The sequence below is a fragment of the Streptomyces sp. NPDC088197 genome, from assembly GCF_044741185.1.
Classification (GTDB): Bacteria; Actinomycetota; Actinomycetes; order Streptomycetales; family Streptomycetaceae; genus Actinacidiphila.
In genome coordinates this window covers 127,212-148,627 of sequence record NZ_JBIUSD010000005.1, presented here as the reverse complement: position 1 = coordinate 148,627, position 21,416 = coordinate 127,212, and the positions used below count along the sequence as shown (strand labels likewise).

22 protein-coding genes are annotated in these 21,416 nt (G+C 73.4%); 8 read left to right on the top strand and 14 right to left on the bottom strand.

Annotated elements, in window-relative coordinates:
- Positions 1 to 127 precede the first annotated feature (127 nt).
- The 3 genes from ACIOC1_RS15030 to ACIOC1_RS15020 all read right to left on the bottom strand — a co-directional run bounded on the left by ACIOC1_RS15030 (position 128) and on the right by ACIOC1_RS15020 (position 3,292).
- Positions 128 to 574, bottom strand: coding sequence for a hypothetical protein (locus tag ACIOC1_RS15030; protein WP_391047891.1), 447 nt, complete (start codon positions 572 to 574; stop codon positions 128 to 130).
- A gap of 204 nt (positions 575 to 778) precedes the next feature.
- Positions 779 to 2,677, bottom strand: coding sequence for a coagulation factor 5/8 type domain-containing protein (locus ACIOC1_RS15025; protein ID WP_401854480.1), 1,899 nt, complete (start codon positions 2,675 to 2,677; stop codon positions 779 to 781).
- Positions 2,678 to 2,872: 195 nt separating this feature from the next.
- Positions 2,873 to 3,292, bottom strand: a complete 420-nt coding sequence (locus tag ACIOC1_RS15020; RefSeq protein ID WP_355335071.1) for a TOBE domain-containing protein — start codon at positions 3,290 to 3,292, stop codon at positions 2,873 to 2,875.
- Between the two features lie 252 nt (positions 3,293 to 3,544).
- Between ACIOC1_RS15020 and ACIOC1_RS15015 the strand changes: the two genes are divergently transcribed.
- Positions 3,545 to 3,940, top strand: a complete 396-nt coding sequence (locus tag ACIOC1_RS15015; RefSeq protein ID WP_188283203.1) for a molybdopterin-binding protein — start codon at positions 3,545 to 3,547, stop codon at positions 3,938 to 3,940.
- A 60-nt stretch (positions 3,941 to 4,000) separates the two neighbouring features.
- Here ACIOC1_RS15015 and ACIOC1_RS15010 read toward each other — a convergent pair whose 3' ends face one another.
- The 4 genes from ACIOC1_RS15010 to ACIOC1_RS14995 all read right to left on the bottom strand — a co-directional run bounded on the left by ACIOC1_RS15010 (position 4,001) and on the right by ACIOC1_RS14995 (position 6,867).
- Positions 4,001 to 5,308, bottom strand: coding sequence for a hypothetical protein (locus ACIOC1_RS15010; protein ID WP_401854478.1), 1,308 nt, complete (start codon positions 5,306 to 5,308; stop codon positions 4,001 to 4,003).
- 136 nt (positions 5,309 to 5,444) lie between these two features.
- Positions 5,445 to 5,792, bottom strand: a complete 348-nt coding sequence (locus ACIOC1_RS15005) for a hypothetical protein (protein ID WP_401307539.1) — start codon at positions 5,790 to 5,792, stop codon at positions 5,445 to 5,447.
- Entirely contained in the window at positions 5,785 to 6,318 is a 534-nt protein-coding gene (locus tag ACIOC1_RS15000; RefSeq protein ID WP_355335065.1) for a SigE family RNA polymerase sigma factor, read from the bottom strand. The genes ACIOC1_RS15005 and ACIOC1_RS15000 overlap by 8 nt, the downstream gene beginning before the upstream one ends.
- Positions 6,319 to 6,405: 87 nt before the next feature.
- Positions 6,406 to 6,867 carry an SRPBCC family protein gene (locus tag ACIOC1_RS14995; RefSeq protein ID WP_401854476.1) on the bottom strand — a complete coding sequence of 154 codons (462 nt, stop codon included), beginning with the start codon at positions 6,865 to 6,867 and terminating at the stop codon, positions 6,406 to 6,408.
- A gap of 218 nt (positions 6,868 to 7,085) precedes the next feature.
- Here ACIOC1_RS14995 and crcB (ACIOC1_RS14990) point away from each other — a divergent pair, with 218 nt between their 5' ends.
- Positions 7,086 to 7,607, top strand: a complete 522-nt coding sequence (crcB, locus tag ACIOC1_RS14990) for a fluoride efflux transporter CrcB (RefSeq protein ID WP_355335060.1) — start codon at positions 7,086 to 7,088, stop codon at positions 7,605 to 7,607.
- Positions 7,604 to 7,978 carry a fluoride efflux transporter CrcB gene (gene crcB / locus ACIOC1_RS14985; protein ID WP_401854474.1) on the top strand — a complete coding sequence of 125 codons (375 nt, stop codon included), beginning with the start codon at positions 7,604 to 7,606 and terminating at the stop codon, positions 7,976 to 7,978. The genes crcB (ACIOC1_RS14990) and crcB (ACIOC1_RS14985) overlap by 4 nt, the downstream gene beginning before the upstream one ends.
- 13 nt (positions 7,979 to 7,991) lie before the next feature.
- Here crcB (ACIOC1_RS14985) and ACIOC1_RS14980 read toward each other — a convergent pair whose 3' ends face one another.
- Both ACIOC1_RS14980 and ACIOC1_RS14975 read right to left on the bottom strand, forming a co-directional pair.
- A complete protein-coding gene (locus ACIOC1_RS14980) occupies positions 7,992 to 8,789 on the bottom strand; it encodes a hypothetical protein (protein WP_401854471.1) in 798 nt (265 codons plus the stop codon).
- A gap of 75 nt (positions 8,790 to 8,864) precedes the next feature.
- A complete protein-coding gene (locus tag ACIOC1_RS14975; RefSeq protein WP_355335053.1) occupies positions 8,865 to 9,740 on the bottom strand; it encodes a LysR family transcriptional regulator in 876 nt (291 codons plus the stop codon).
- A 214-nt stretch (positions 9,741 to 9,954) separates the two neighbouring features.
- On the opposite strand from ACIOC1_RS14975, the gene ACIOC1_RS14970 reads away from it, so the two are divergent.
- From ACIOC1_RS14970 to ACIOC1_RS14950, 5 genes are all read left to right on the top strand, one after another.
- Complete coding sequence (locus ACIOC1_RS14970) at positions 9,955 to 11,445, top strand: FAD-linked oxidase C-terminal domain-containing protein (RefSeq protein ID WP_401854469.1); 1,491 nt, start codon at positions 9,955 to 9,957, stop codon at positions 11,443 to 11,445.
- Position 11,446: 1 nt separating this feature from the next.
- Positions 11,447 to 12,619, top strand: coding sequence for an FAD-binding oxidoreductase (locus ACIOC1_RS14965; RefSeq protein WP_401854467.1), 1,173 nt, complete (start codon positions 11,447 to 11,449; stop codon positions 12,617 to 12,619).
- Entirely contained in the window at positions 12,620 to 14,278 is a 1,659-nt protein-coding gene (locus ACIOC1_RS14960; RefSeq protein ID WP_401854465.1) for a (Fe-S)-binding protein, read from the top strand.
- A 181-nt stretch (positions 14,279 to 14,459) separates the two neighbouring features.
- Positions 14,460 to 14,816, top strand: coding sequence for a hypothetical protein (locus tag ACIOC1_RS14955; RefSeq protein WP_401854463.1), 357 nt, complete (start codon positions 14,460 to 14,462; stop codon positions 14,814 to 14,816).
- A gap of 288 nt (positions 14,817 to 15,104) precedes the next feature.
- A complete protein-coding gene (locus ACIOC1_RS14950; protein ID WP_355335039.1) occupies positions 15,105 to 15,458 on the top strand; it encodes a PRC-barrel domain-containing protein in 354 nt (117 codons plus the stop codon).
- A 181-nt stretch (positions 15,459 to 15,639) separates the two neighbouring features.
- Here ACIOC1_RS14950 and ACIOC1_RS14945 read toward each other — a convergent pair whose 3' ends face one another.
- From ACIOC1_RS14945 to ACIOC1_RS14925, 5 genes are all read right to left on the bottom strand, one after another.
- Positions 15,640 to 16,920, bottom strand: coding sequence for an alpha/beta hydrolase (locus ACIOC1_RS14945; RefSeq protein WP_401854460.1), 1,281 nt, complete (start codon positions 16,918 to 16,920; stop codon positions 15,640 to 15,642).
- Positions 16,921 to 16,930: 10 nt separating this feature from the next.
- Positions 16,931 to 17,683, bottom strand: a complete 753-nt coding sequence (locus ACIOC1_RS14940; RefSeq protein WP_401854458.1) for a response regulator — start codon at positions 17,681 to 17,683, stop codon at positions 16,931 to 16,933.
- On the bottom strand, positions 17,680 to 19,911 hold the full coding sequence (locus ACIOC1_RS14935; RefSeq protein ID WP_401854456.1) for a hypothetical protein: 2,232 nt from the start codon (positions 19,909 to 19,911) through the stop codon (positions 17,680 to 17,682). Before ACIOC1_RS14935 ends, ACIOC1_RS14940 begins: the two co-directional genes overlap by 4 nt.
- 222 nt (positions 19,912 to 20,133) lie before the next feature.
- Positions 20,134 to 20,271, bottom strand: a complete 138-nt coding sequence (locus ACIOC1_RS14930; protein WP_401854453.1) for a hypothetical protein — start codon at positions 20,269 to 20,271, stop codon at positions 20,134 to 20,136.
- A 435-nt stretch (positions 20,272 to 20,706) separates the two neighbouring features.
- Positions 20,707 to 21,348, bottom strand: a complete 642-nt coding sequence (locus ACIOC1_RS14925) for a GntR family transcriptional regulator (RefSeq protein ID WP_401854451.1) — start codon at positions 21,346 to 21,348, stop codon at positions 20,707 to 20,709.
- Positions 21,349 to 21,416 lie beyond the last annotated feature (68 nt).

The following is a 21,416-nucleotide window of genomic DNA, read 5'->3' as shown; positions in this document are numbered from 1 at the left end:
ACGGCACGGGCCGCTCGTACCGCTCGTACCGCTCGTGCGCCTCGTACGGCTCCCAGGACGCGACGGAGGGCGGCGCCCCCGTGTCACGGGGGGCGTCGCCCTCACAGCATCCGAGGACCGCGGTCGGTCAGTGGCCGAACAGGTGCCGCGCGTGACGGTGCCGCGGTGCGGCCGCCGTCTCGGAACCGTCGGCGCTGTCGGCCGCCGTGGAACCGCCGTACGCGTAGTCGGTCCCGGTGTCCCCGGCCGGTGCGGCCGTGGTGTCCGCCGTCTCCAACCGGGCCGCCAGCGCGTCACGTTCCCTGGCGTTGTCCTTCGCGGCCCTGCGGGCCTCGGTGAGCTTGCGGGACTTGCGCCGGTGGCTCACTCCGCCGCCCATCGCCATCGCGGCGCCGAGGCAGAAGATCAGGGCGAGCGCCAGACCGGCGCAGAAGATCTGAAGGGTGTTCATGGTCGCGATGGAGTGCCCGAGCACCGACACGTTGTACTCGGGACCTCCCGACGTGTTGTCGGCGATGGCGAGGCCGGTGAAAGCACCGGCACCGGCCAGGAGCAGCAATCCCAGGATCAGCATTGCGGTCACCTCCGATGGTGAGCTGCGTACCCCTCGGCTACCCGCCGGACGGCATCACATACGTCCCGCCCGTATCGGCCGCCGATCGCCCGCCGCACCCGCCGCACCCGCCGCACCCGCCGCACGCGCCGCCCCGGTGACGCGGCGCGTCACCGGGTCCCGTCACTACGCGTCACCGCCCGCCGCCCGGGCGTGCGCGCGACGTCAGTGCGTCGGCGGGTAGCTCACCACGTCCACCGGGACCGTCGCCGAGCCCTGCGCCGCCGCGCCGTAGTCGTTGATGACGTGGTCGATCACGCCGTCTCCGTTGAGCGAGACGGTCAGCAGGTCGTGGAACCGTACGCCCGGGCGGTCGGGCACCTCGAAGCTGTGGGCGTTGTGGATCGTCGGGTCCACGTTGAAGAAGCAGTAGCTGCCAAGACCCCAGCCCTCGTGGTGCCGGACCGAATCCGCCACCTTGTACGCGGCCCAGCCCGCGACGCCGTGATGCCCGTAGGCGGCCTGATTCGGCGGGTCGTACGGCAACTCGTTCTGGAACATGACCGTCCGGCCGTGGTCGCCGTTCCAGATGACGTTGTACTTCTGGTAGTGCTCCACGAACAGGCCGGTGGCCAGGACGTGGTCACCGTTGACGACCACGCCGGTCTCCGCCGTGTTCACCGTCCAGCCGACGCCCGTACCGTGATCCGCGCGCCAGGCCCAGATGTGGTCGAGCAGCACATTGTCGCTGTTGACGACCAGGCTCGTGGTGGCCTTGCCCGCGCCCGCGCCGCCGATCCGGAAGAACACGTCCTGGAGCGAGGTCGGGTCGCGCGGGTCCGTACGGCCGCCGCGCCTGCTGCCGACCTCCAGCAGGGCGGGGGAGTTGGTCTTGCCCGCGTCGAAGAGCAGCCCCGCGACGCGGACGCCCTTGACGTCCGCGACCGTCATCGGCACCGCTCCGCCGACCGGCGTGAGGGTGGGGAAGCCCAGGCCGAGCACCACCGTGCCCGACCACTTGACCTTGATGGACTCCGCCAGCCGGTAGACGCCCGGCGTCAGGAGCAGGTGCTTGCCCTGCGCCAGCGCGCGGTTGATGGCGCGCACCGAGTCCGTGGGCTTGGCGATGAAGAACCGGTCGATGGGCACCGAGGTGCCCTCGGTCGTACCGCCGGACCAGGACGCGCCGACCGCGTCGTGCCGCAGCGACGGCAGGAACACCCGGTAACGGCCCGCCGAGTCGACGTACAGGAAGGGCTTCTCGCGGCTGAGCGGGCTGGTGGCCAGCGTCGTGTACGGCGGGTCGGGGAAGGACTGCTCGGGGGCGCCGACGACACCCGCGAAGACCTGGTTCCACACGCCGTTGGACCAGGAGCCGACCGAGCTGTCCCGCGTCAGCCACTGCTGCTGCGAGGCGTTGATCACCTGCCCGTCCACCACCGAGTCGGCGATGAAGCCGCCGCTGGAGTAACCGCCCTGCCGGGGGAAGAGGAAGAGCTGGCCGCGGATGTGCACCCGGCGCAGCGGCGCGGCCTGCGACACCGCCCACCAGTTGATGCCGTCGGTCGGGTTGACCGCCAGATTCTCCGCCGAGCGCCAGAAGTTGGTGAGGGCGCTGTCGCCGCCGCCCGGCTGCGCCTGCCCCTCGACGCGCACCGCGCCGTTGATGGTCACGTCGTCGGGCGACAGCCCGAGGCCCGCGACCGAGGTGTAGTAGCCGAGTTGCGCGTCGACGTCGTACGTGCCCGGCTTGAAGAGGAAGGCGTAGCGCTGCGTGCCGAATTCGTTGGCGACCTGTACGGCGGTGGCCGCGTCCAGCGCGGCCTGGATGTCGGCGGCGGGCATGCTCGGGTCGAAGACGGTGACGTTCGGGCCGAAGTCGGGTTCCGTGGACGGCGAGTGGCCGCCGGGGGAGTGGGAGCCGGGGGAGTGCGTGCCGGCCGACCGCGCCGCGGCGGGGGTCGCGGCACCCGCCAACGGCACCACACCGGCGAAAGCGGCCGTGGCGATCAGCGAACGGCGGCTCAGACCGCCGCGCTCCCCGGATATGTGCTGCGACTGCGATGGCGCCTGCGGCTGCTGCGAGTTGGGAAGTGCACTGTCTGCGGCCCTGAACGAAGACATGAGCTACGACCACCTTCTGACGGCGAGGGGGGAATTGAGAGCGCTCTCTTGGAGACGTACCCTCGCGGGCCGCGCGACTGGGTGTCAAGCACGAAGAGAGCGCTCTCTCGCAGCGAATCGGCTGGTGACTCCACCGGGTTCACCAGCACACCACTGGCCTCAGGAGTGCCGCCAAGACCACCGGCGGACGGGTCGTCAGACAGTCGCGAGCGAGATCTCCGTCGACTTGATCAGGGCGGTGACGGCGGTGCCCTGGGCGAGTCGGAGGTCGACGGCCGCGTCCTTGGTGATCGCGGAGGTCAACTCGCCGCCCTCGACGGAGATCTTCACCGCGGCCATCGCGCCGCCCGTGGCGATGTCCGTGACGGTGCCCGGCAGTTGATTGCGGATGCTGAGCCCCGAGACCGGGCCCGTGGCAAGGGAGACCTCGGTGGACTTCACCAGGGCGCGGACCGCCGTGCCCTCGGCGAGGCCGAGTTCGTCCGCCGCCTCCAGGGTGATCGCGGCGGTGATGTCCTGGCCGCCGTCCAGCCGTACCTTGACGGTCGCCATCACCTCGCCGGGGGTCACGGACGCGACGGTGCCGGGAAGTTGGTTGCGGATGCTCAGGCTCATGGGGATACGCCTCGATCGCCGTATGGAATGTCGGATTTGCCGGGTGCGGCTCTGGCACTCTAACCGGGCGCCGTACGCGCGCCGGGGCGCGAACCGGCACGGCGCGTCCGCCGAGTCGCCGCCGCCTGCGCCCGCCCCCGTGCCGCCCGCCTCTGGCGTCCGCCGGAGTCCGTCGGAGTCCATTGAGGGGCCGCCGTGTCGCCGCCCGTGGTGTGCGGAGCCGGGTGGCGGGCTGCGCTTATTGTCTTCCCCATGCAGTCCTACACGATCGGCCAGGCCGCGCGGCTCCTGGGCGTCAGCCCCGACACGGTCCGCCGCTGGGCGGACGGCGGCCGGGTCGCCACCCACCGCGACGACAACGGCCGCAGGCTCATCGACGGCCGCGACCTGGCCGCGTTCTCCGTCGAGATCGCGCAGTCCGACAGCGCGGACGAGGACGCCTCGTACACCTCGGTCCGCAACGCCTTCCCCGGCATCGTCACCGCCGTGAAGCTCGGCGACGTCGCTGCCCAGGTGGAGATCCAGGCCGGGCCGCACCGGCTGGTGTCCCTGCTGACCCGCGAGGCCGTCGAGGAACTGGGCCTGGAGGTCGGGATGCAGGCCACCGCCCGCGTGAAGTCCACGAACGTGCACATCGACCGGGTCTGATCCGCCGCGCCTTCGTCCGCGCCACCGTCGCGCCTCAGCGTGTCGTCGCGCCCGCTGATGTCAGCCCGCCCACCGTCCCGAGGTGAAGGCGACCGTGAGGACGGTGGCCAGCGGCGCGGCGACGCACACGTACGCCGTGGTCAGCCAGGGGCGCCGTACGCTCCAGGCGGCCAGCCCCGTCCACAGCGGCCACCACAGCAGTGAGGCGCGCGGCACGGACATGTACCAGTACGAGGTGCCCAGCGCCCACAGGCTGAGCCCGAGGTAGACGGCCTCCGGCCAGCGGCGCCGCTTGAGCAGCAGGCAGAGCAGCGCCAGACCGACCGCCATGGCGACGAGTTCGAACTGGAACAGCAGCGCGTACGGCGTGGCCTGCGTGTGGTCGAAGGCGCCGTCCCAGGTGTGCCGCCACGCCTGCCACGGCGAGTGGAACGTCCGGTACCAGCCGCGTTCCTCCGCGTGCTTCCAGGCCATCCAGTCGCCGGTGCGCGCGTGCAGATACCAGGCGTAGACGAGCGCGGGCAGCGCGGAGAGCGCCGGCCAGTGCAGCAGGCGCAGCCGTTTGGTCAGCGGCCCCGAGGTCAGGAGCTGGACGACGAGCGCGGCGCCGAGGAACAGGCCGCTGATCCGGACGGTGGTCGCGGCGGCGGCCAGCGCGGCGGCGAGCGGCCAGTTCCCGCGCTTGGCGGCCAGCCAGCAGGGCAGCGCGAAGGCGAGGAACAGCGCCTCGGTGTACCCGGCGGCGAGGAAGACCGCGCAGGGGGAGAGCAGCAGGAAGAGCACGGCGCGCGATCCGGTGCCGTTCCCGTCGTCCGGGAGCCGGTCCGCGCCGCGCCCGGCTACGGACGTACGCGCGGACCGGCCGTCCAGCGCGGCGATCCGGGCCAGCGACAGCACGGCGACGGCCCCCGCCACGAACGAGATCAGCAGCCCCGCGGCGGTCCAGTCGCGTATCAGCAGGTGCACGGCGCGCAGCAGCAGCGGGAAGCCGGGGAAGAACGCCTCGCGGTTGTCGGGTGTGGCCGCGCCGCTGCCGAGAACGGCTCCCGGCACCGGCGCCGGGAAGTAGCCGTCGCGCGCGATGTGCAGGTAGTAGCCCCAGTCCCACTGCTCCCAGCGGGACATCATCGAGGGTGCCCGCTGTGCCTTGCCGTCGCCGGTGAACAGCCGCCCCGTGCAGTACGCGGTCGTCCAGACGCCGACCCGCGTGAGCGCGTACAGCCAGAGCACGGCGCGGTCGGTGGGGCCGAGGCGGGGGAGCGGCAGATGTCCGGGGAGCCGGTGGCGGAGCGGGACGGTCCGGTCCGGCGGCTCGGACGGTACGGGGCGGGGCGCGGTCGCGGGCGGGGAGAAGGCGCTCTTGGGCATGGTCGTGCTCCTGAGGGGGCTGCCACGGACCGCTCGGGCGACGGCGCGGGCGACGACGTACGGGTGACGGTTCCGGGCATGCCGGACTGCCCGGCCGACCGGTGCGGCCGGGGCGGGGTGCGACGGGGGGGAGTGTTTAGCGGGCTGTCGTCATGTGGACCGTGCCGGTCGGCGGGTAGGTGCGGACCGGGTAGTCGGAGGTCGCGGTCGACGACGGGAGGCCGTTCGGGCCGGTGGTGGCGGGCCCCGGGCTCGTGGCGGGCGGGACGGCGCCGCCGTCACCGGGCAGCAGCGTGACCAGCGACGCGGTCGTACCGCCGATCAGGACGCAGGCCACCGCGGCGACCGTCGCGAGCCGCTGCCTCCGCTTGCGGTCGCCGCGGGCGCGGACGACGGTCGGGGGCGCGGGCGTCGCCGCGCGGTGACCGTCCGCCGCGGCGTTCTTGAACGCGGACCTCAAGCGCTCCTCGTGGGTATCAGGCACCAGGGGGCTCCTCTGCGTGCGGTTCCGGCAGATGCTGGGCGAGCGTGGCCCGGCCCCTGACCAGGTGCGTCTTGACGGTGCTGCTGGACACACCGGTCTCCGCGGCGATCTGGTCGACGGACAGGTCGCACACGTAGTGCAGGGTGACGCTCCGCCGCTGTCCTGGCGGCAGTTCGCGCAGCGCGGAGACCAGGGCGACCGTGCCGGGGCCCGGTTCCTCGACGGACGGCGGGCCGCCGTACCGCTGCCACGCCTCCTCCGAGCGCCGACGGCCGCGCCAGCGGCTGACCGCGAGCCGCCAGGCGACCGTACGGATCCAGCCCTCCGGGTTGCCGTCCCTCGCGAGCTGCCGCCGTCGGCTCCAGCCCCTGACGAACGCTTCCTGCACCACGTCCTGCGCCTCCGGCAGATCGCCGAGCATCACATAGAGCTGACCGGTGAGCCGTCTGACCGCGTGGGCGTAGAACTCTTCGAACTCCTCAGCGGTCAACAAAAGCTCCCAGTTCTCTTCGGCCTCATCACGCATACGCCTGGGGCCGGACGTCCGGTCGACATCCACGGGAGAGAATCTGCTGTGACGGCCGCCACATGAGGTGGCGGCGCGCCGTGGCCGCTACTCCGCGGCGGGCGACTCGGCGCGTTCCTTGAGGCCGCGGGCCTCCATCTCCAGGTACCTGCGGGTCAGGCCGCCCGCCACCAGGCCGACCAGGCCGGACAGCGCGCCGCGCTGGGTGAGCACCAGGGTGAGGCGGGTGCCGTCGCCCTCCGGCTCGACCAGGTGGTCGCCGCTCGTGGTCACTCCGGGACCCGCGGACCGCCATGAGAACCGGGAACCCTCGTCCAGCGCCGTGACCGTCCACACCGCCTTGCGCAACTTGGGCTGCTCGACCGCGAATCGGCGCCCGACGGCGACGACGTGGTCCGCGCTCCCGCTCCGGCTCGCGCCGTCCGCGTCGAGCGGGCGGACGGAGGTCATGGACGCCGTGAGAGCGGGCCAGTCCTCGACGGCGACGAGCACCTCCCAGACGCGTGCGACGGGAGCGTTGACGGTGATCGAGGTCTGGTAGGTCGGCACAGGGACTCTCCCTCGCGGTCGCGTGGCTCCGGCAGGAGACAGACTCCCACGCGCCCCTCGTACCGCGCCGGGTAGCATGGCGGTCTGCGGCGCTCCCCGGAGCACCGCGCGGCGGTGGGGCCCGCCGTACCCGAACCACGGCGACACAGCCGTCAACGGTCCCTACTTGCGACGCGCGCACGCCAAGCTTGGGCGTGCCCGGTGAGTAGGAGACGAAAGTGGCAGAAGTCCGGCCCGTGACGCCCGACGAACCCGTGGACCCCGACATCGATCTGCACGACCCGGCACAGCGCGAAGCGTCGCGCGAGGGCCAGGCCCCGGTCGTCGCCGTGGTCGCGGTCGGCGGCGCGGTCGGCGCGTGCGCCCGCTACGGGGCCGCGCTGCTCTGGCCGACGGCCTCCGGCACCTTCCCGTGGACGACGCTGACCGTCAACGTCGTCGGCTGCGCGGTCATCGGTGTCTTCATGGTGCTGATCACCGACGTCTGGAACACGCACCGTCTGGTGCGGCCCTTCTTCGGCACCGGCGTGCTCGGCGGCTTCACCACCTTCTCCACCTACGCCACCGACATCCGGGCCCTGATCGACGGCGGGCAGGCCCTTACCGCGCTCGCGTATCTGGCGCTCACGCTGCTCGCCGCTCTCGCCGCGGTGTGGCTGGCGGCGGCCGCGACCCGGCACGTGGTGCTCGGGCGGCTCGCGGACCGGGCCGAGCGGGCCGACGAGGCGGAGGCGCGATGAACTGGCTGCTGGTCATCGTCGGGGCCATGGTCGGCGCTCCGATGCGCTACCTCGCCGACCGCTCGGTCCAGAGCCGGCACGACAGCCTCTTCCCCTGGGGCACCTTCACCGTCAACGTCGTCGGCTGTCTCGTCCTCGGCGTCGTGACCGGCGCGGTCACCGAGGGCGCCGCCTCGTCCCAGGTCCAGGTGCTGCTGGGCACCGGCCTGTGCGGCGCCCTCACGACCTACTCGACCTTCTCCTACGAGACGCTGCGGCTGGCCGAGAGCGGCGCCCGCTTCTTCGCCGCGGCCAACGCGGTGGCGAGCGTGGCGGCCGGGCTCGGCGCGGCCTTCGCCGGTACGGCGCTGGCGCAGGCGTTCTGGGGCTGAGCCGCGGGGTTCGTCAGCGCGCCGACAGCACGCTCATCAAGTGACGTACGGCGCGGGGCAGTTGGGCGCCGAACCGCTTCGTGTCGACATGGGGCGGGGGTTCGGGTGAGCCGTCCGCGTCCGTCGGGCGCTCGCCCGCGCCGATCCACTCCTCGGTGGCGCCGACCTCGATCGAGAACACGGCGCCGCCGTGCAGGACGTCCAGGGTCTGGCTCGTGGAGTCACCGGTGAGAAAGGCGCGGTCGCCGAGGCCGGTGACCGGCCTGCTCGTCCGCGGGTCGTGGACCATGACCACGCCGCTGTCGGCGGCCGGCTCGGCCGGGTCGGCGTCCCGCGCCTTCAGTCCGTCCTCGAATTCCGTCCGGGGGTCGGTCTTCTTGTGCAGGTCGACGCTGACCGAGATGGTGTACGAGGTGATCCAGCCGTCGTTCTCCGACGTGTTGCCGACCAGGCGGCACGCGATGTGGTCGAGCGTCCTGCCGACGTTCATCGGTCCGGGGATCTCGCTCATCGAGGACAGGCCGATCATGTCCACGAGGGGCTGGAGCGCCGCCACGGTGCACGGATCCGCGAGGCGGTATCCGTGCAGGTCGGGCGGGGCCGTACGGCCGTAGTCGGCACCCCGCAGCGCACCGGCCCAGGCCGCCGACGCGACGACGGCCCCGGCGAGCGCCCAGACCCAGGGCCCGCGCCGCCGGTGCACACCGGACAGCCGTCCGCCGCGCGGCTCCCGCGGCCGGTCGTCGTCGCCGATGACATCGACGGGCCGGTCGTCGCCCGACCCGTCCGTCAGCTCGGGCTCGGTGATCACGCCGCCCCCCTCGTCGCGTTGGGGCCACCCTATGGCGGGGGCACGGCGCGCGGACGGGGGACGGGCGTGATCCGGTCAGCGGTCCAGGTACGACAGGAGTTCCCGCGCGGCCGGTCCTGGCCGGTCGTCGTCGGGCAGGGCGACGGAGACCGGCCAGCCCGGGTCCTCGGCGCCGGTGATCGGCACGGCGCACAGCGACGCGGCCGACTCCTTGCGGGCGATGGGGCGCGGGACGACCGCGATGCCGAGCCCGTAGCGGACCAGGTCGATCACCGTGTGCACGTCGTACACCTCGAGGGCGACCTGGCGGGAGGCGCCGCAGGCGGCGAAGGCCCGGTCGGTGAGCTGCCGGGCGCCCCAGTCGGCGTGGAAGTCCACGAAGGTCTCGCCGTCGAGGTCCGCCCACTTCACCTGCGGCTCGCCCGCCAGCCGGTGGCCGGGGTCGCAGAGCAGCACCATCGGCTCGGTGGTCAGCGGCAGCAGGCGTACGCCCTCGGGCGGCGCTCCCGGCAGGGTCACGAAGGCGACGTCGAGATGGCCGTCGGCCACGTCGCCAGCGAGCACGGTCGAGCCCGCCTGGCGCAGCCGGACCTCGACATTGGGGTGCCGGGCGCGGAAGCGGGCCAGCAGGTCGCCGATGTCGATGGTCACGCACTGCTCGATGCCGACCGAGAGAGTGCCGCGCAGCAGCCCCTGCACCGCGGCCACGGCCTCCCGCGCGGCGCGGGCGCCGGCCAGCGTACGGGTCGCCTCCACGAGCAACGCCCGCCCGGCGCCGGTGAGTTCGACGCTGCGTGTGGTACGGACGAACAACGGCGAGCCCAGCTCGCGCTCCAGCGCGCGCACCGAGGCGGACAGCCCGGACTGGGAGACCAGCATGCGCTGGGCGGCCCGGGTGAAGTGCCGCTCCTCGGCGACCGCCACGAAGTATTCGAGCTGGCGCAGTTCCATGATTCAGCACTCTAGCTGCTGAATCGAGCCCCATTGTTCCAAGCCCGGACGGAAGGCGACGGTCGCGGCCTGTGGCCGCCTGGGGCGGGAGGGGCGGTCCGTGCGGGGGTGACGAATGCCACCCGCCACCCTTGACGTGCTCGGAAGGCGACGGCATTCTTCCATCATTCGGTATTCAGTTACCGAGGAGTGGAATCAAGCGGAGGAGTGCGCGATGACCGCCGTCCCGGCCGACGCGGACCGGCCCACGCCCAAGGCGCCAGGGCTCGCGGCCCGGCTGCGCGCCTCCATCGGCGCGGAGAAGGTCCTCACCGACCCCGCCCAACTGCGCACCTACGAATGCGACGGCCTGACCAACTTCCGGGTACGGCCCGCCGTCGTCGTCCTCGCCGAGCACCGCGACGACGTCGTGGCGGCGGTGCGGCTGTGCGCCGAGGCCGGAGTCCCGTTCGTCGCCCGCGGCTCCGGTACCGGGCTGTCCGGCGGCGCCGTCCCCGTCGCCGACGGCGTCCTCATCGTGCTGTCCAGGCTCCGCCGGATCGTCTCCGTCGACCCCGACAACGCCCGCGTCGTCGTCGAGCCCGGCGTGATCAACCTGTCGGTCACCCGCGAGGCCACCCCCTACGGCCAGGCGTACGCGCCCGACCCGTCATCGCAGCAGGTCTGTTCCATCGGCGGCAATGTCGCGGAGAACGCGGGCGGCGCGCACTGCCTCAAGTACGGCTTCACCGTCAACCACGTCATGGGCGCGGAAGTCGTCCTGCCCGACGGCGAGGTGGTGCACCTCGGGGGCACCGCGCCCGAACACCCGGGCCTCGACCTGCTCGGCGCGTTCGTGGGCAGCGAGGGCACGCTCGGCGTCGCCACCGAGGTCACCGTCCGCACCATCCAGGCGCCCGAATCCGTGCAGACCATGCTCGTCGGCTTCCGCACCGTGGAGGACGCGGCGGGAGCCGTCAGCGACATCATCGCGGCGGGCATCCTGCCCGCGGCCATCGAGATGATGGACGCCCTCGCCATCGAGGCGGCCGAGGCCGCGGTCAACTGCGGTTACCCGCGGGGCGCGGTCGCCGTTCTCGTCATCGAACTCGACGGCCCCCACGTCGAGGTGGACGAACAATTCGTCCAGGTCGAGCAACTGGCCGCCGCGCGCCACGCGTTCGAGACCCGCATCGCCCGCGACGCCGCCGAGCGCGCCCTGATGTGGAAGGGCCGCAAGTCCGCCTTCGCGGCCGTCGGCCGGATCAGTCCCGCCTACTACGTCCAGGACGGCGTCATCCCGCGCACCCGGCTGCCCGAGATCCTCACCGAGGTCGGCCGCCTCGCCGAGCGCGCCGGGATCCGCGTCGCCAACGTCTTCCACGCGGGCGACGGCAATCTGCACCCCCTCATCCTCTTCGACGACACCGTCCCCGGCGCCGCGCACGCCGCGGAGGAGCTGGGCTTCGCCATCCTCGACCTGTGCGTCGACGCGGGCGGCTCCATCACCGGGGAACACGGCGTCGGCCTGGAGAAGAAGTCGCGGATGGCCCGGCAGTTCACGGACGAGGACCTGGACACCATGCAACTCGTCCGCTGCGCCTTCGACCCCGACAACATCGCCAACCCCGGCAAGCAGTTCCCGACCCCGCGGCTGTGCGGGGAGCGCCCCGGCGTCCGCACCGCCGCCGACACGCACGACCCGGCGCTGGGCGAGGTGTTCTGACATGACCGCACCGCACCGCGCGCGTCCGGACACCGCGCAGGCGGGGGCCGTACGGTCCGAGACCGTCGAACCCGTGGCCGCCGCCGAGGTCGTCGAACCCGCGACCGCCGCCGAGGTCGCCGAGATCCTGCGGAGCACCACCGGCACCGTCGTCCCGGTCGGCGGCGGTACGAAGACCGGCTGGGCCGCCTCTGCCACCTCCTGCGACCTGCTGCTGCGCACCGCGGGACTGGGCCGGGTCGTGGAGTACGCGCCCGGCGACCTCGTGGTCGTCGCCGAGGCCGGGGTGCCACTGGCCGACCTGCAACGACAGCTCGCGGAACACGGCCAGACGCTCGCCCTCGACCCGCCGGAAGCGGGCGCCACGCTCGGCGGGATCGTCAGCGCCAACGCCTCGGGGCCGCGCCGACTGCGCTACGGCACCGCCCGCGACCTGCTCATCGGCGTCACCGTCGCCCTGGCCGACGGCACGCTCGCGCGATCGGGCGGCAAGGTCGTCAAGAACGTGGCCGGATACGACCTCGGCAAGCTCTACACCGGAGCGCACGGCGGCCTCGGCGTCCTGGTCTCCACGACCTGGCGCCTCCACCCGCTGCCCCCGGTCACCGGCGCGGTCACCGTGCCCGTACAGGACAGCGCCGAAGCGGGCAGGTACGCCGCGCTGCTCGCCCGCTCCACGCTCACCCCCACCGCCGTCGAACTCAACTGGTCTTCGCGGGCGGGGGAGTTGACCGTGCTCTTCGAGAGCAGCGCCGCTTCCGTACGCGCCCAGTCGCGCGCCGCGATCGCGTTGCTGGGGGTGGGGGCGCACGCGGACGAGGTCCCCGACTGGTTCGGAGCGCGGCCGACCGGCGGCCTCGTCCTGCGGCTTGCCCACGAACCCTTCGCGCTGCCCCGCGTGCTCGACGCCCTCCCGGACGGCGCTTCGGGCACCGCGTCGGCCTGCACGGGAGTGGCGTACATGGCGGTGCCCACCGACACCGACCTCGCGGCGCTGCGGGCGTCGATCGCCCCGTACGACGGCTCCGCGGTGGTGATCGCCGCCGACGACGCGCGCGACGCGCTCGACCACTGGGGGCCGGTCGCCGACTCGTTCGACCTGATGACGCGGGTCAAGGACCGCTTCGACCCGGAGCGGCGCCTGTCGCCCGGCCGACTGCTCGGAGGACTCTAGATGGCCGCGGACACCCCCAACGGGCCCCTTCCGCACGGGAATTCGGCGGACGCCTCCAAGGACGCCTCCAAGGGCTCCTCCAACGGGTCGCTCCCGGACGGGGGTTCAACGGGCTCCTCCAACGAGTCGCTCCCGCCACGGGGTTCGGGGGAGCCCCCGGTCCCGGTGCCGCCCGTACTCGGTGTGTCCGTCGCGCCCAGCGCGGGCGCCGCCACCGTCGCCCTCGGCATGCCGGGCAGCGCGCCGCCGCCGGGCAGCGCCTTCGACGCCCACCACCCGCCGGACGCGGCGCTCGTCGGGGACTGCGTGCACTGCGGCTTCTGCCTGCCCACCTGCCCGACGTATGTGCTGTGGGGCGAGGAGATGGACAGCCCGCGCGGACGCATCGACATCATGAAGGCCGGACTCGAAGGCGACGCTTTCGACGCGGGCAGCGTGCGTCACCTCGACCAGTGCCTCGGCTGCATGGCGTGCGTGACGGCCTGCCCGTCCGGCGTGCAGTACGACAAGCTCATCGAGAGCACCCGCGCCCAGCTCGAACGCCGGGTCCAACGGCCGCGCGCCGAACGGCTGTTGCGCGCCCTGATCTACGGCCTGTTTCCCTACCCCCGCCGTCTGCGCGCCCTGCGCGGACCGCTGCGCGTCTACCAGGCGAGCGGTCTCGGGCGGCTGCTCGCCCGCGGCGGAGTGCTGCGACGGCTGCCGCGCCCCCTCCAGGCCATGGAGTCGCTGGCCCCCAGGCTCGGCCACGTCGACAAGCTGCCGGAACACACCCCCGCCGCCGGCGCCCGCCGCCGTACCGTCGGCCTGCTCACCGGCTGCGTCCAGGGGACCTTCTTCCCCGATGTGAACGCCGCGACCGTACGCGTCCTGGCCGCCGAGGGCTGCGACGTGGTCGTACCGCGACGTCAGAGCTGCTGCGGCGCGCTGTCCGCGCACGCGGGCCGGGCCCCCGAGGCGGAGCGCTTCGCGAAGTCCGTCATCGAGACGTTCGAGGCGGCCGGGGTGGAGACCGTCGTGGTGAACGCCGCGGGCTGCGGGTCCAACCTCAAGGAGTACGGCCACCAGTTGCGCGACGAGCCCGACTGGGCGCGGCGCGCGGAGGCGCTGGCCGCCAAGGTCATGGACATCACCGAACTCCTGGACGAATTGGGCCCCGTGGCCCCCAGGCACCCGCTCCCCATGACCGTCGCCTACCAGGACGCCTGCCACCTGGCGCACGCGCAGGCCGTACGCGACCAGCCACGCCGACTGCTGCGGGCCGTTCCCGGCCTGGAGACAAGGGAGTTGGCGGAGGCCGAGATCTGCTGCGGCAGCGCGGGCACGTACAACCTGCTGCACGCGGAACCCGCACGCGAACTCGGCGAACGCAAGGCCAAGGCGGTCCTGGCGACCGGCGCGGACATCATGGTCACCGCGAACCCCGGCTGCTGGATGCAGGTCGCCACCACGTTGGCCCGCATGGGCGAGCGGCTACCCGTCGCCCACACCGTGCAGGTGCTCGACGCCTCGATCCGGGGTGTCCCCGTCGACCGGCTCCTGGCCCGGGCACTCGAAGGACCCGGCACCGTCATCTCCTACCCCGCCCCCAGGAGCCGCGCCACGCGGCGGAGCTCTTGTGAGGCGGAACCGCCCGGGCGCGCCCCGGTCGGCCGATGACGCGTTGACATGCGGTGACGCCCGGAGTTCACTGGCCAGTACGGCGTAGGGCGGTACGCGGCGCGCCTTCGGCACGCCACAGCCTTCAGCTTCCACCGATCTCATGGTGTTCGGGTGGGCGTCGGCACGACACCACGGCCCGGATCACGACCCCGCACGGCAGAGAGAAGTGGCACTTCACATGATGTATGACGCCGAACGCGCACGGCAGCCCGCGACCGGGGCGGAGAATCCGGCGTTCACCGAACGGTGGGCCAAGCGCGAGTCCCGGCCCGAGCCGCTGCTGCCGCAGAAGGAGCGCGACGACTCCGCCGCGCTCCTCCAGCGGGCCGCGGGCTCCTTCGGCGAGAGTCCGCGCCAGGCGCTGGACGAGGCCGACCAGGCCCTCGACGCGGCCAGCGGCCACCTCGCCGAGGTGCTGGCCGAGCGGCTGCGCGTCCTGCGCGCCCGCTGGCAGGACGCAGACGCCGTCCCGGACGGCGCCGTGGGCCTGCTGCGCGACTACCGTGAACTCACCGAGCGCCTGCTGCGCCTCTGACCGAGGGCCCGAGGGCCGCGCGAAGCCCGCTGGCGGAGAGCGATTCTCCGGCCCGGCGGGCTTTTGTCGTGACCCCGATCACACCTCGACGCCAGGCGTCCGGCCGGAGCACCGCGCCGTTTCCGCTGCTCAGACGAATATTTGCCGCACGGCAATAATCTTCGGCATATGAGGTGTGCGTGCGGGACGGGCGGGCACGCGACGGTGTGAGCAAGCGTCACTGACTATCGGATGACACAACGTCACTACCGCGAATCGGGACGGAAATTGCGATAAAGGAGCCGCGACATGAGTGACAATATCTGGGGCTACGAGCAGACCTCCGGCCACACGGCGGGAACCGACCTGATCGGATACAAGGTCGAGGCGACCGACGGCCACATCGGAAAGGTCGACAAGCACTCCGATGACGTCGACTCCGCATATCTGGTGGTCGACACGGGTGTGTGGATTTTCGGCAAGCACGTACTGCTCCCGGCCGGCACCGTGAGGTCGATCGACGCGGCGGACCAGAAGATCTTCGTCGAGCTGACGAAGGAGCAGATCAAGAACTCCCCTGAGTTCGACAAGGACAAGCACGTCGGCGACGCCGGATACCACCAGCAGGTGGGCGAGTACTACGGCAGCCACCGTAACCGCTGACACAGCGAGCGGCAGGGAAATTTGGGGCCGCCCCGGCACTCGCCGGGGCGGCCTTTTCTCGTGGGCGCGTGAATTCCGTGGGAGCGGGAAATGCCCCCCGGGGGGTTTGTCACCGCACGGGCATCTCACGCCGGCATGTCACGGGCATCTCACGGGCATCTCACGGCATCTCACGGGCGCCTCACGACGGCGGAGCCGTCCCGGTGTAGGGCCGCAACGGAAGCGGCCGGTCCAGCAGGAAGGCCATGAGCGCCGACTCGTAGACCGCGGGCCGGTCGATCGCGATGGCGTGCCCGGCGCCGGGCACGTACACCAGGGTCGCGTCGGGAAGTGTGCGCTTGTAGTCGTAGGTGACCTCCCACTTCTTGTAGTCGCACTCGCCGCGCATGATGAGCGTCGGTATGCGCGCCGTGCGCAGCCGGGGACGCGGGTCCGGCAGGTGCTTGGCGTCGTCGATGGTGAACTGGTTGACGTAGAAGCCCGTGCGGTTGTCCGGGAGCCGCGCCGGGGGCCGGCCGGGGCACTGGGCGGCGGGCAGTGACGTGGTGAGGATCTCCCGGAAGCGCTGGTCGGCCTCCCGGTCGCCGACCAGGTGGTGCGCCGCGTCGGGGTTGACCGACTGGAGCAGGGCCATGGCGATCATCCGGGGAGTGTTGGTCAGCTCGTCGACCCGCTTCCTGGCCTCCGGCGTCAGCCGGTCCCACAGCTCACCGGTCTCGCCGTCGGGGAAGGCCCCGTACCAGAGCACGCCCGGCGAGCTGAGGACGGCCTTGGCCACCCGGTCGGGATGCGCGGCCATGTAGTGGGCGGCGAGCGAGCCGCCCCAGGACTGGCCGACCAGGATGATCTTCTCCGCGCCTATCGTCCGGCGGATGGCGTCCAGATCCGCCACCTGCCGGGCGACGGTGTACTGCGTCACGTCGCGCAGCCTGCTGGAGCGTCCCGAGCCGACCTGGTCGTACGCGTAGACGTCGAAGCCGTCGGCGGCCAGCGCGCGGCCCGCCTGCGAGATGTCGTCATTGGCGGTGCCCGGACCGCCGTGCAGGAAGATCACCGGTGCGGGCCTGGCCGTGCCCGTGGCCGCCGCCTCGCGGTACGCGATCCGGGAGCCGGTCGGCAGCGCCCAGAAACGCACGTCCGGCGGTACCTTCCCGTCCGCGGGCCGCGGCATCGGCCGCAGGACGGTCGCCCCCGACAGCGCCGCGGCCACCACGGCGAGCACGGTGGCGGAGATCACCGCGGCCCGGCGCCGACGGGCGACGCCGAACAGTACGAAGCCGGGCCACGCCACGAGGAAGGTGACGCCGAACAGGACGGCGAGGGCCGCCGCCACCAGGAGCGGGACGGAAGCGGTGGCCGCGCCCGCGCCGATGAAACCGGCCACGGCCGCGGCGAGCCCGAGAACCGCGGCCACCAGAAGGAGCAGGACGCCAGCGGTGCGGCGTAGGAGTGTCTGTGCCATGTCGGAAACGCTATGAGCGCCCCTGGCCGCGTTCCTCCTGCTCAGGGGCCGGATGGACAGGGGGGCGCGACGGCCGGACGGCGGGGACCGACCCCGCCGTCCGGCGGGGTCGGCGTACGCCCGGTCGGATCAGCCCCGACTCGTACGCGGCGATGGTGGCGTGGACGCGGTCGCGTACGCCCAACTTGCCCAGGACGACGGCGACATGGTCCTTGACGGTGGCCGCGCTGATGCCGAGCGCCTCGGCGATCTCCGCGTTCGTCCCGCCGCGCGCCACCTGGACGAGCACCTCGGTCTCCCGGGGCGTGAGCGCGGCCAGCGGCGCCGCGTCGTCGGGACCCGGCGCGGACGTGAAACGGTCGATCAGACGGCGGGTGATGCCGGGGTCCAGCAGGGCGTCCCCCGCGGCGACGACCCGGACCGCGTCGATGACGCGTTCGGGTTCGGCGTCCTTGAGCAGGAACCCCGCGGCCCCGGCCCGCAGCGCGGCGAACACGTACTCGTCCAGGCCGAAGGTCGTCAGCACCAGGACGCGGGTCTGCGGCACGTGGGCGGTGATGCGCGCGGCGGCGGCGATGCCGTCGAGTCTCGGCATACGGATGTCCACCACCGCCACGTCGGGGCGCAGTTCGGCGGCGAGGGCCACGGCGGCCTCCCCGTCGGCGCACTGGCCCACGACGCTCAGATCGGCCTCGGCGTCGAGCACCGCGGCGATACCGGCCCGCACCACGGCCTGGTCGTCCGCGACCGTCACCCGGATCATGCCGGCACCACCTCGGGAAGCCATACGCGGACCGTGCCGTCGCCGGTCGTCGCGAGCGTACCGCCGACGGCGTCGGCCATCGCGTGCAGCCGCCGCAGCGACGGTCCGGCCGGGGGTCGGCGGTGGACGACGATCTCGACCCCGTCGGCCGCGTAGTGCACGGTGACCCGCGCCTCGTCGGACATCAGCGCCTCCGCCGACCGGTAGGCGGCGACCTCCATCGCGGCCGGAAGCGACCGCACGCGCCCGGTCAGCCGGGCCGTCGCGCGGTGCCTGGCGGCCAGGGCGGCGATGCCCGCCACCGTGGGCGGCGGTACGTCGTCGTCGGCGTCGAGCGGTTCGCGGACCTCGGTCAGCAGCTCACGCAGCGCCCGCAGGCCGCCGCGCGCCTCGGCCAGCACCTGCGGCAGGTCGGCGGCGTCGGCCGCGGCCACCATGGCCGCCACCGGGCGGCGCGCCGTGGCGCGCAGTTCGGCGGACAGCCGCAGCCGTTCGGCCCGCGCCGCCTCGGCCGCCGCCCGGTTCAGCGCCGCTCGCCGGGCGCTCTCGCTGTCGGCTCCGGTGCGGCGGCGCCCGCAGGACCGGACCCCGCACGCCCAGACGGCCGCCGCGGGCACCGCTGCCAGCGCGCCGAACACCGCCCAGCCCAGCGCGACCCGCCGCACGTCCTCGCTGACCATGGCCAGCCCCGCCACCGCGGCGACGCCGAGCACCGCGGGCCAGGTCCGCCGCGCGCCCGGGGCGGTCGGCGCGCGGGCCGCGACCGAGTACAGCAGCACCAGATCGCCCCACCAGCACCACAGCAGCAAGTCCGTGGTGTGCGGCGCGGTGACGCCCAGCCGGTCGCAACCGAGCCACAGCAGCACCGCGGCCGAGGCCGCCAGCAGGCCGCTTCGCGGAGCCGTACGCCGCCGGGCGAGCGGCAGCGCGTGCAGGACGAGCAGGGCGAGGAGCACGATGTGGCCGGTGGCCCCGGCGCCGCCGGGGAAGACGTCGGGGCCGCCGCCGGGCAGCAGACCGGCGCCCAGCGGAACCGCCAGGCCGAGCAGGGCGAGGGCCGCGTCCAGTGCCGCGGGGCCGCGCCGACCGGACCTGAAACGGGCGCTTTCGCGTACGGCGGTCGGCCCGGTCGCCAGCGGCAGCCGCGCGCTGACCCGCCACCCCGTGCCCACCGGGCCCGCCGTCAGCCGCCCGCCGTCGGCCGCGACCGCCTCGGCCAGCGCGGTCAGGCCGCTGCCGCTGCCGAGGTCGTCGACCGCGGGCGCGCCGCCGCTGTCCCGCACATGGACGACGAGGTCGCCGCGTTCGACGGCCAGCCGCACCTCCACCGTCGCTCCGGCCGCGTACCGGACGGTGTTCGTCAGCGCCTCACGGACGACACGGAAGGCCAGCGAGGCCGTGGCGGGCTCCACCGCGGGCTCCAGGGCGGCGACCGTGCGGGTGTAGCGGACGCCGGGGAAGGCCGCCACCAGGGCGTCGACCTCCTCCAGACGGCGGGGCACCGCGAGCGCGTCGGCCAGCGCGTCGAGTTCGAGGAGCGCCAGCCGCCCCTCGTGGCTCGCGTGCCGGGTGGCCTCAGCCATCAGGTCCTCATGTCCGAGCCGCAGCGCGGCGGCGGCCGACACCGTGACACCCGTCAGCCGGTGCGCCACCACGTCGTGCAACTCGGCCGAGAAACCCTGGCGTTCACCGCGCGCGGTGTGCCGGAGCAGGTCGGGTGCCCGCCGGGCGTACTCCTCCCGCGCGGAACCGAGAGCCCGGCGCCATCGGCGGGACCGGCCCCGTACCCATACGGCCGCCGCGCCCGCACAGGCCAGCAGGGCGCCTGCCGCCACGATCCGCGGCTGCGCGCCGTGCCACAGCACGAGGCAGCCGACGGTCAGGGCGGCGAGGAGCGCCCCGAGCGCCGACGCGCCCGCGGTACGGCGCAGGGCCAGTGAGTACAGCGCGACGAGCACCGCCGCCACGGTCACCGGCGCCCAGGCCAGGACCCGCGAGACATCCGCGCCCACCACGGCGGCGACCGCGGCGGCCAGGGCCGCCGCCGGGGCGGCACGCCGGACCGCCATCGCACCGAAGGCGACCGCGACGGCCGCCGCGGCCAGCGCCGTACGGGCCGGACCGGGCGACGCGTCCCGCCCCAGCGCGGCCACAGCCCACCAGAGCGCCTGAAGGACAGCCAGGATCCCCGGCACCAGACGCGCCGAGCGCTCGCGATGCTCTCCCATGGCCCGGAGATTACCGGCCGGGCGACGCCCAGAGCGGAGGGTTCGGGCCCGTACGACGCCACGCGGCGCGGACGCGGGGCGAGCCTTCCGCCGATGCCGATCAGGTGCTTGGCGCCGCAGCGGTCGCAGATGCCGCCGTCTCGGGTGCGGCTGAGCGGCCGAAGCGAGGGGCGTGCCCTCCGGCAGGAAGAGTGCCTGTGCGGGTGATCTCCCTGCCACGCGTCAGAAGAGCGGCGGCTCGCGGCGGGCCCTGCGGCAGACGAACCAGGAGCGGATCACGGCCCTGCTGCTCGCCCGCGGGCCGCCGCACCGCGCCGGGTCGGCCCGCCACGCGGGCGTGTCCCGGACGACGGCCGCCACGATCGTCAGCGGTCTGATGGCCCGTGTCCGGGCGTCGAGTCCGGCGCGGCGTGCCCCGACGGACTCGACGGGCGGGTCCTCGAACGGCTGGCGGTCAACCCCTCGCCGCCGTGGTCGTCGGCATGGACCACACCTTCGACGGTGTCCGGGGCACCTCGGCGAATGGTCCACCGGGAAGATCGCGGGCGAGGGTGCGCGGCTGAATTCGGGGTCCGGCCGCGCGGAGCGGATCGCCGCCGGGTCGGCATCCTTCGACGGCTGCTGAACGACCACGGCCCGCGCCGACGCGGCGCCGCCGTCGCCCTGATCGAGATCGCCCGACCTGGCCGCCGCGCTCAACCGGGTCGACGTGCGCGAATGTTACGGCCCGACGTCCCTGCTCTGTCGGCGGGGAGGAGGTCAACACCGGCTCCCCGTACCGGAGTCGGGCTCGCGTCAGCGGCTCTCGTGGTGTCGGGCCAGCAGTTCGCCCGCGTGCCGGACGTGGTCGGCCATCGCCGTACGGGCCGCGTCCGGATCGTGGTCCGCCAGTGCGGTCAGGATCGCCTCGTGGTCGTGCGCGGACGCCTCCGCCCAGCCGTCGACGCCGGAGAAGAACATCCGGGGCGCGTAACGCGACGCGGTCCGCAGGAACCACAGCAGGCGCGGGGAGCCCGCGGCGCGGTTGATCTCGCGGTGGAAGAAGTGGTTGAGCCGTTCCACCCGCGCGGCGTCACCTGCCCGGTGTGCCGCGACGAGCTCTTCCTGGAGCGCCATGAGCCCGTCCAGCGCCTCCGCGGTGAGGCGACGGCTGGCGAGCGCGGCCAGTTCACCCGAGACGAACGCGTGCACCCGGTAGATGTCCTCGATGTCCGAGCGGGACAGCGGCAGCACGACGAAGCCGCGGTTCGGCTCCAGTTCCACGAATCCCTCGCCACGCAGCAGACCCATCGCCTCGCGTACCGGCGTGACGCTCAGCCCCAGCCGCTGGGCGAGCGGTTCGAGCCGCAGGAACTCACCCGGCGCGACCCCGCCCGAGACGATCAGATCGCGTACGTACGAGGCGACGTCGTCGGACCTCCGGCGCCCGTCCGTCACCGGCCGCACCCACTCTCTCCGCTGATCCTCTGCCGGGTTCTCCGCCGGTTTCCCCTGCTGGGACGGCG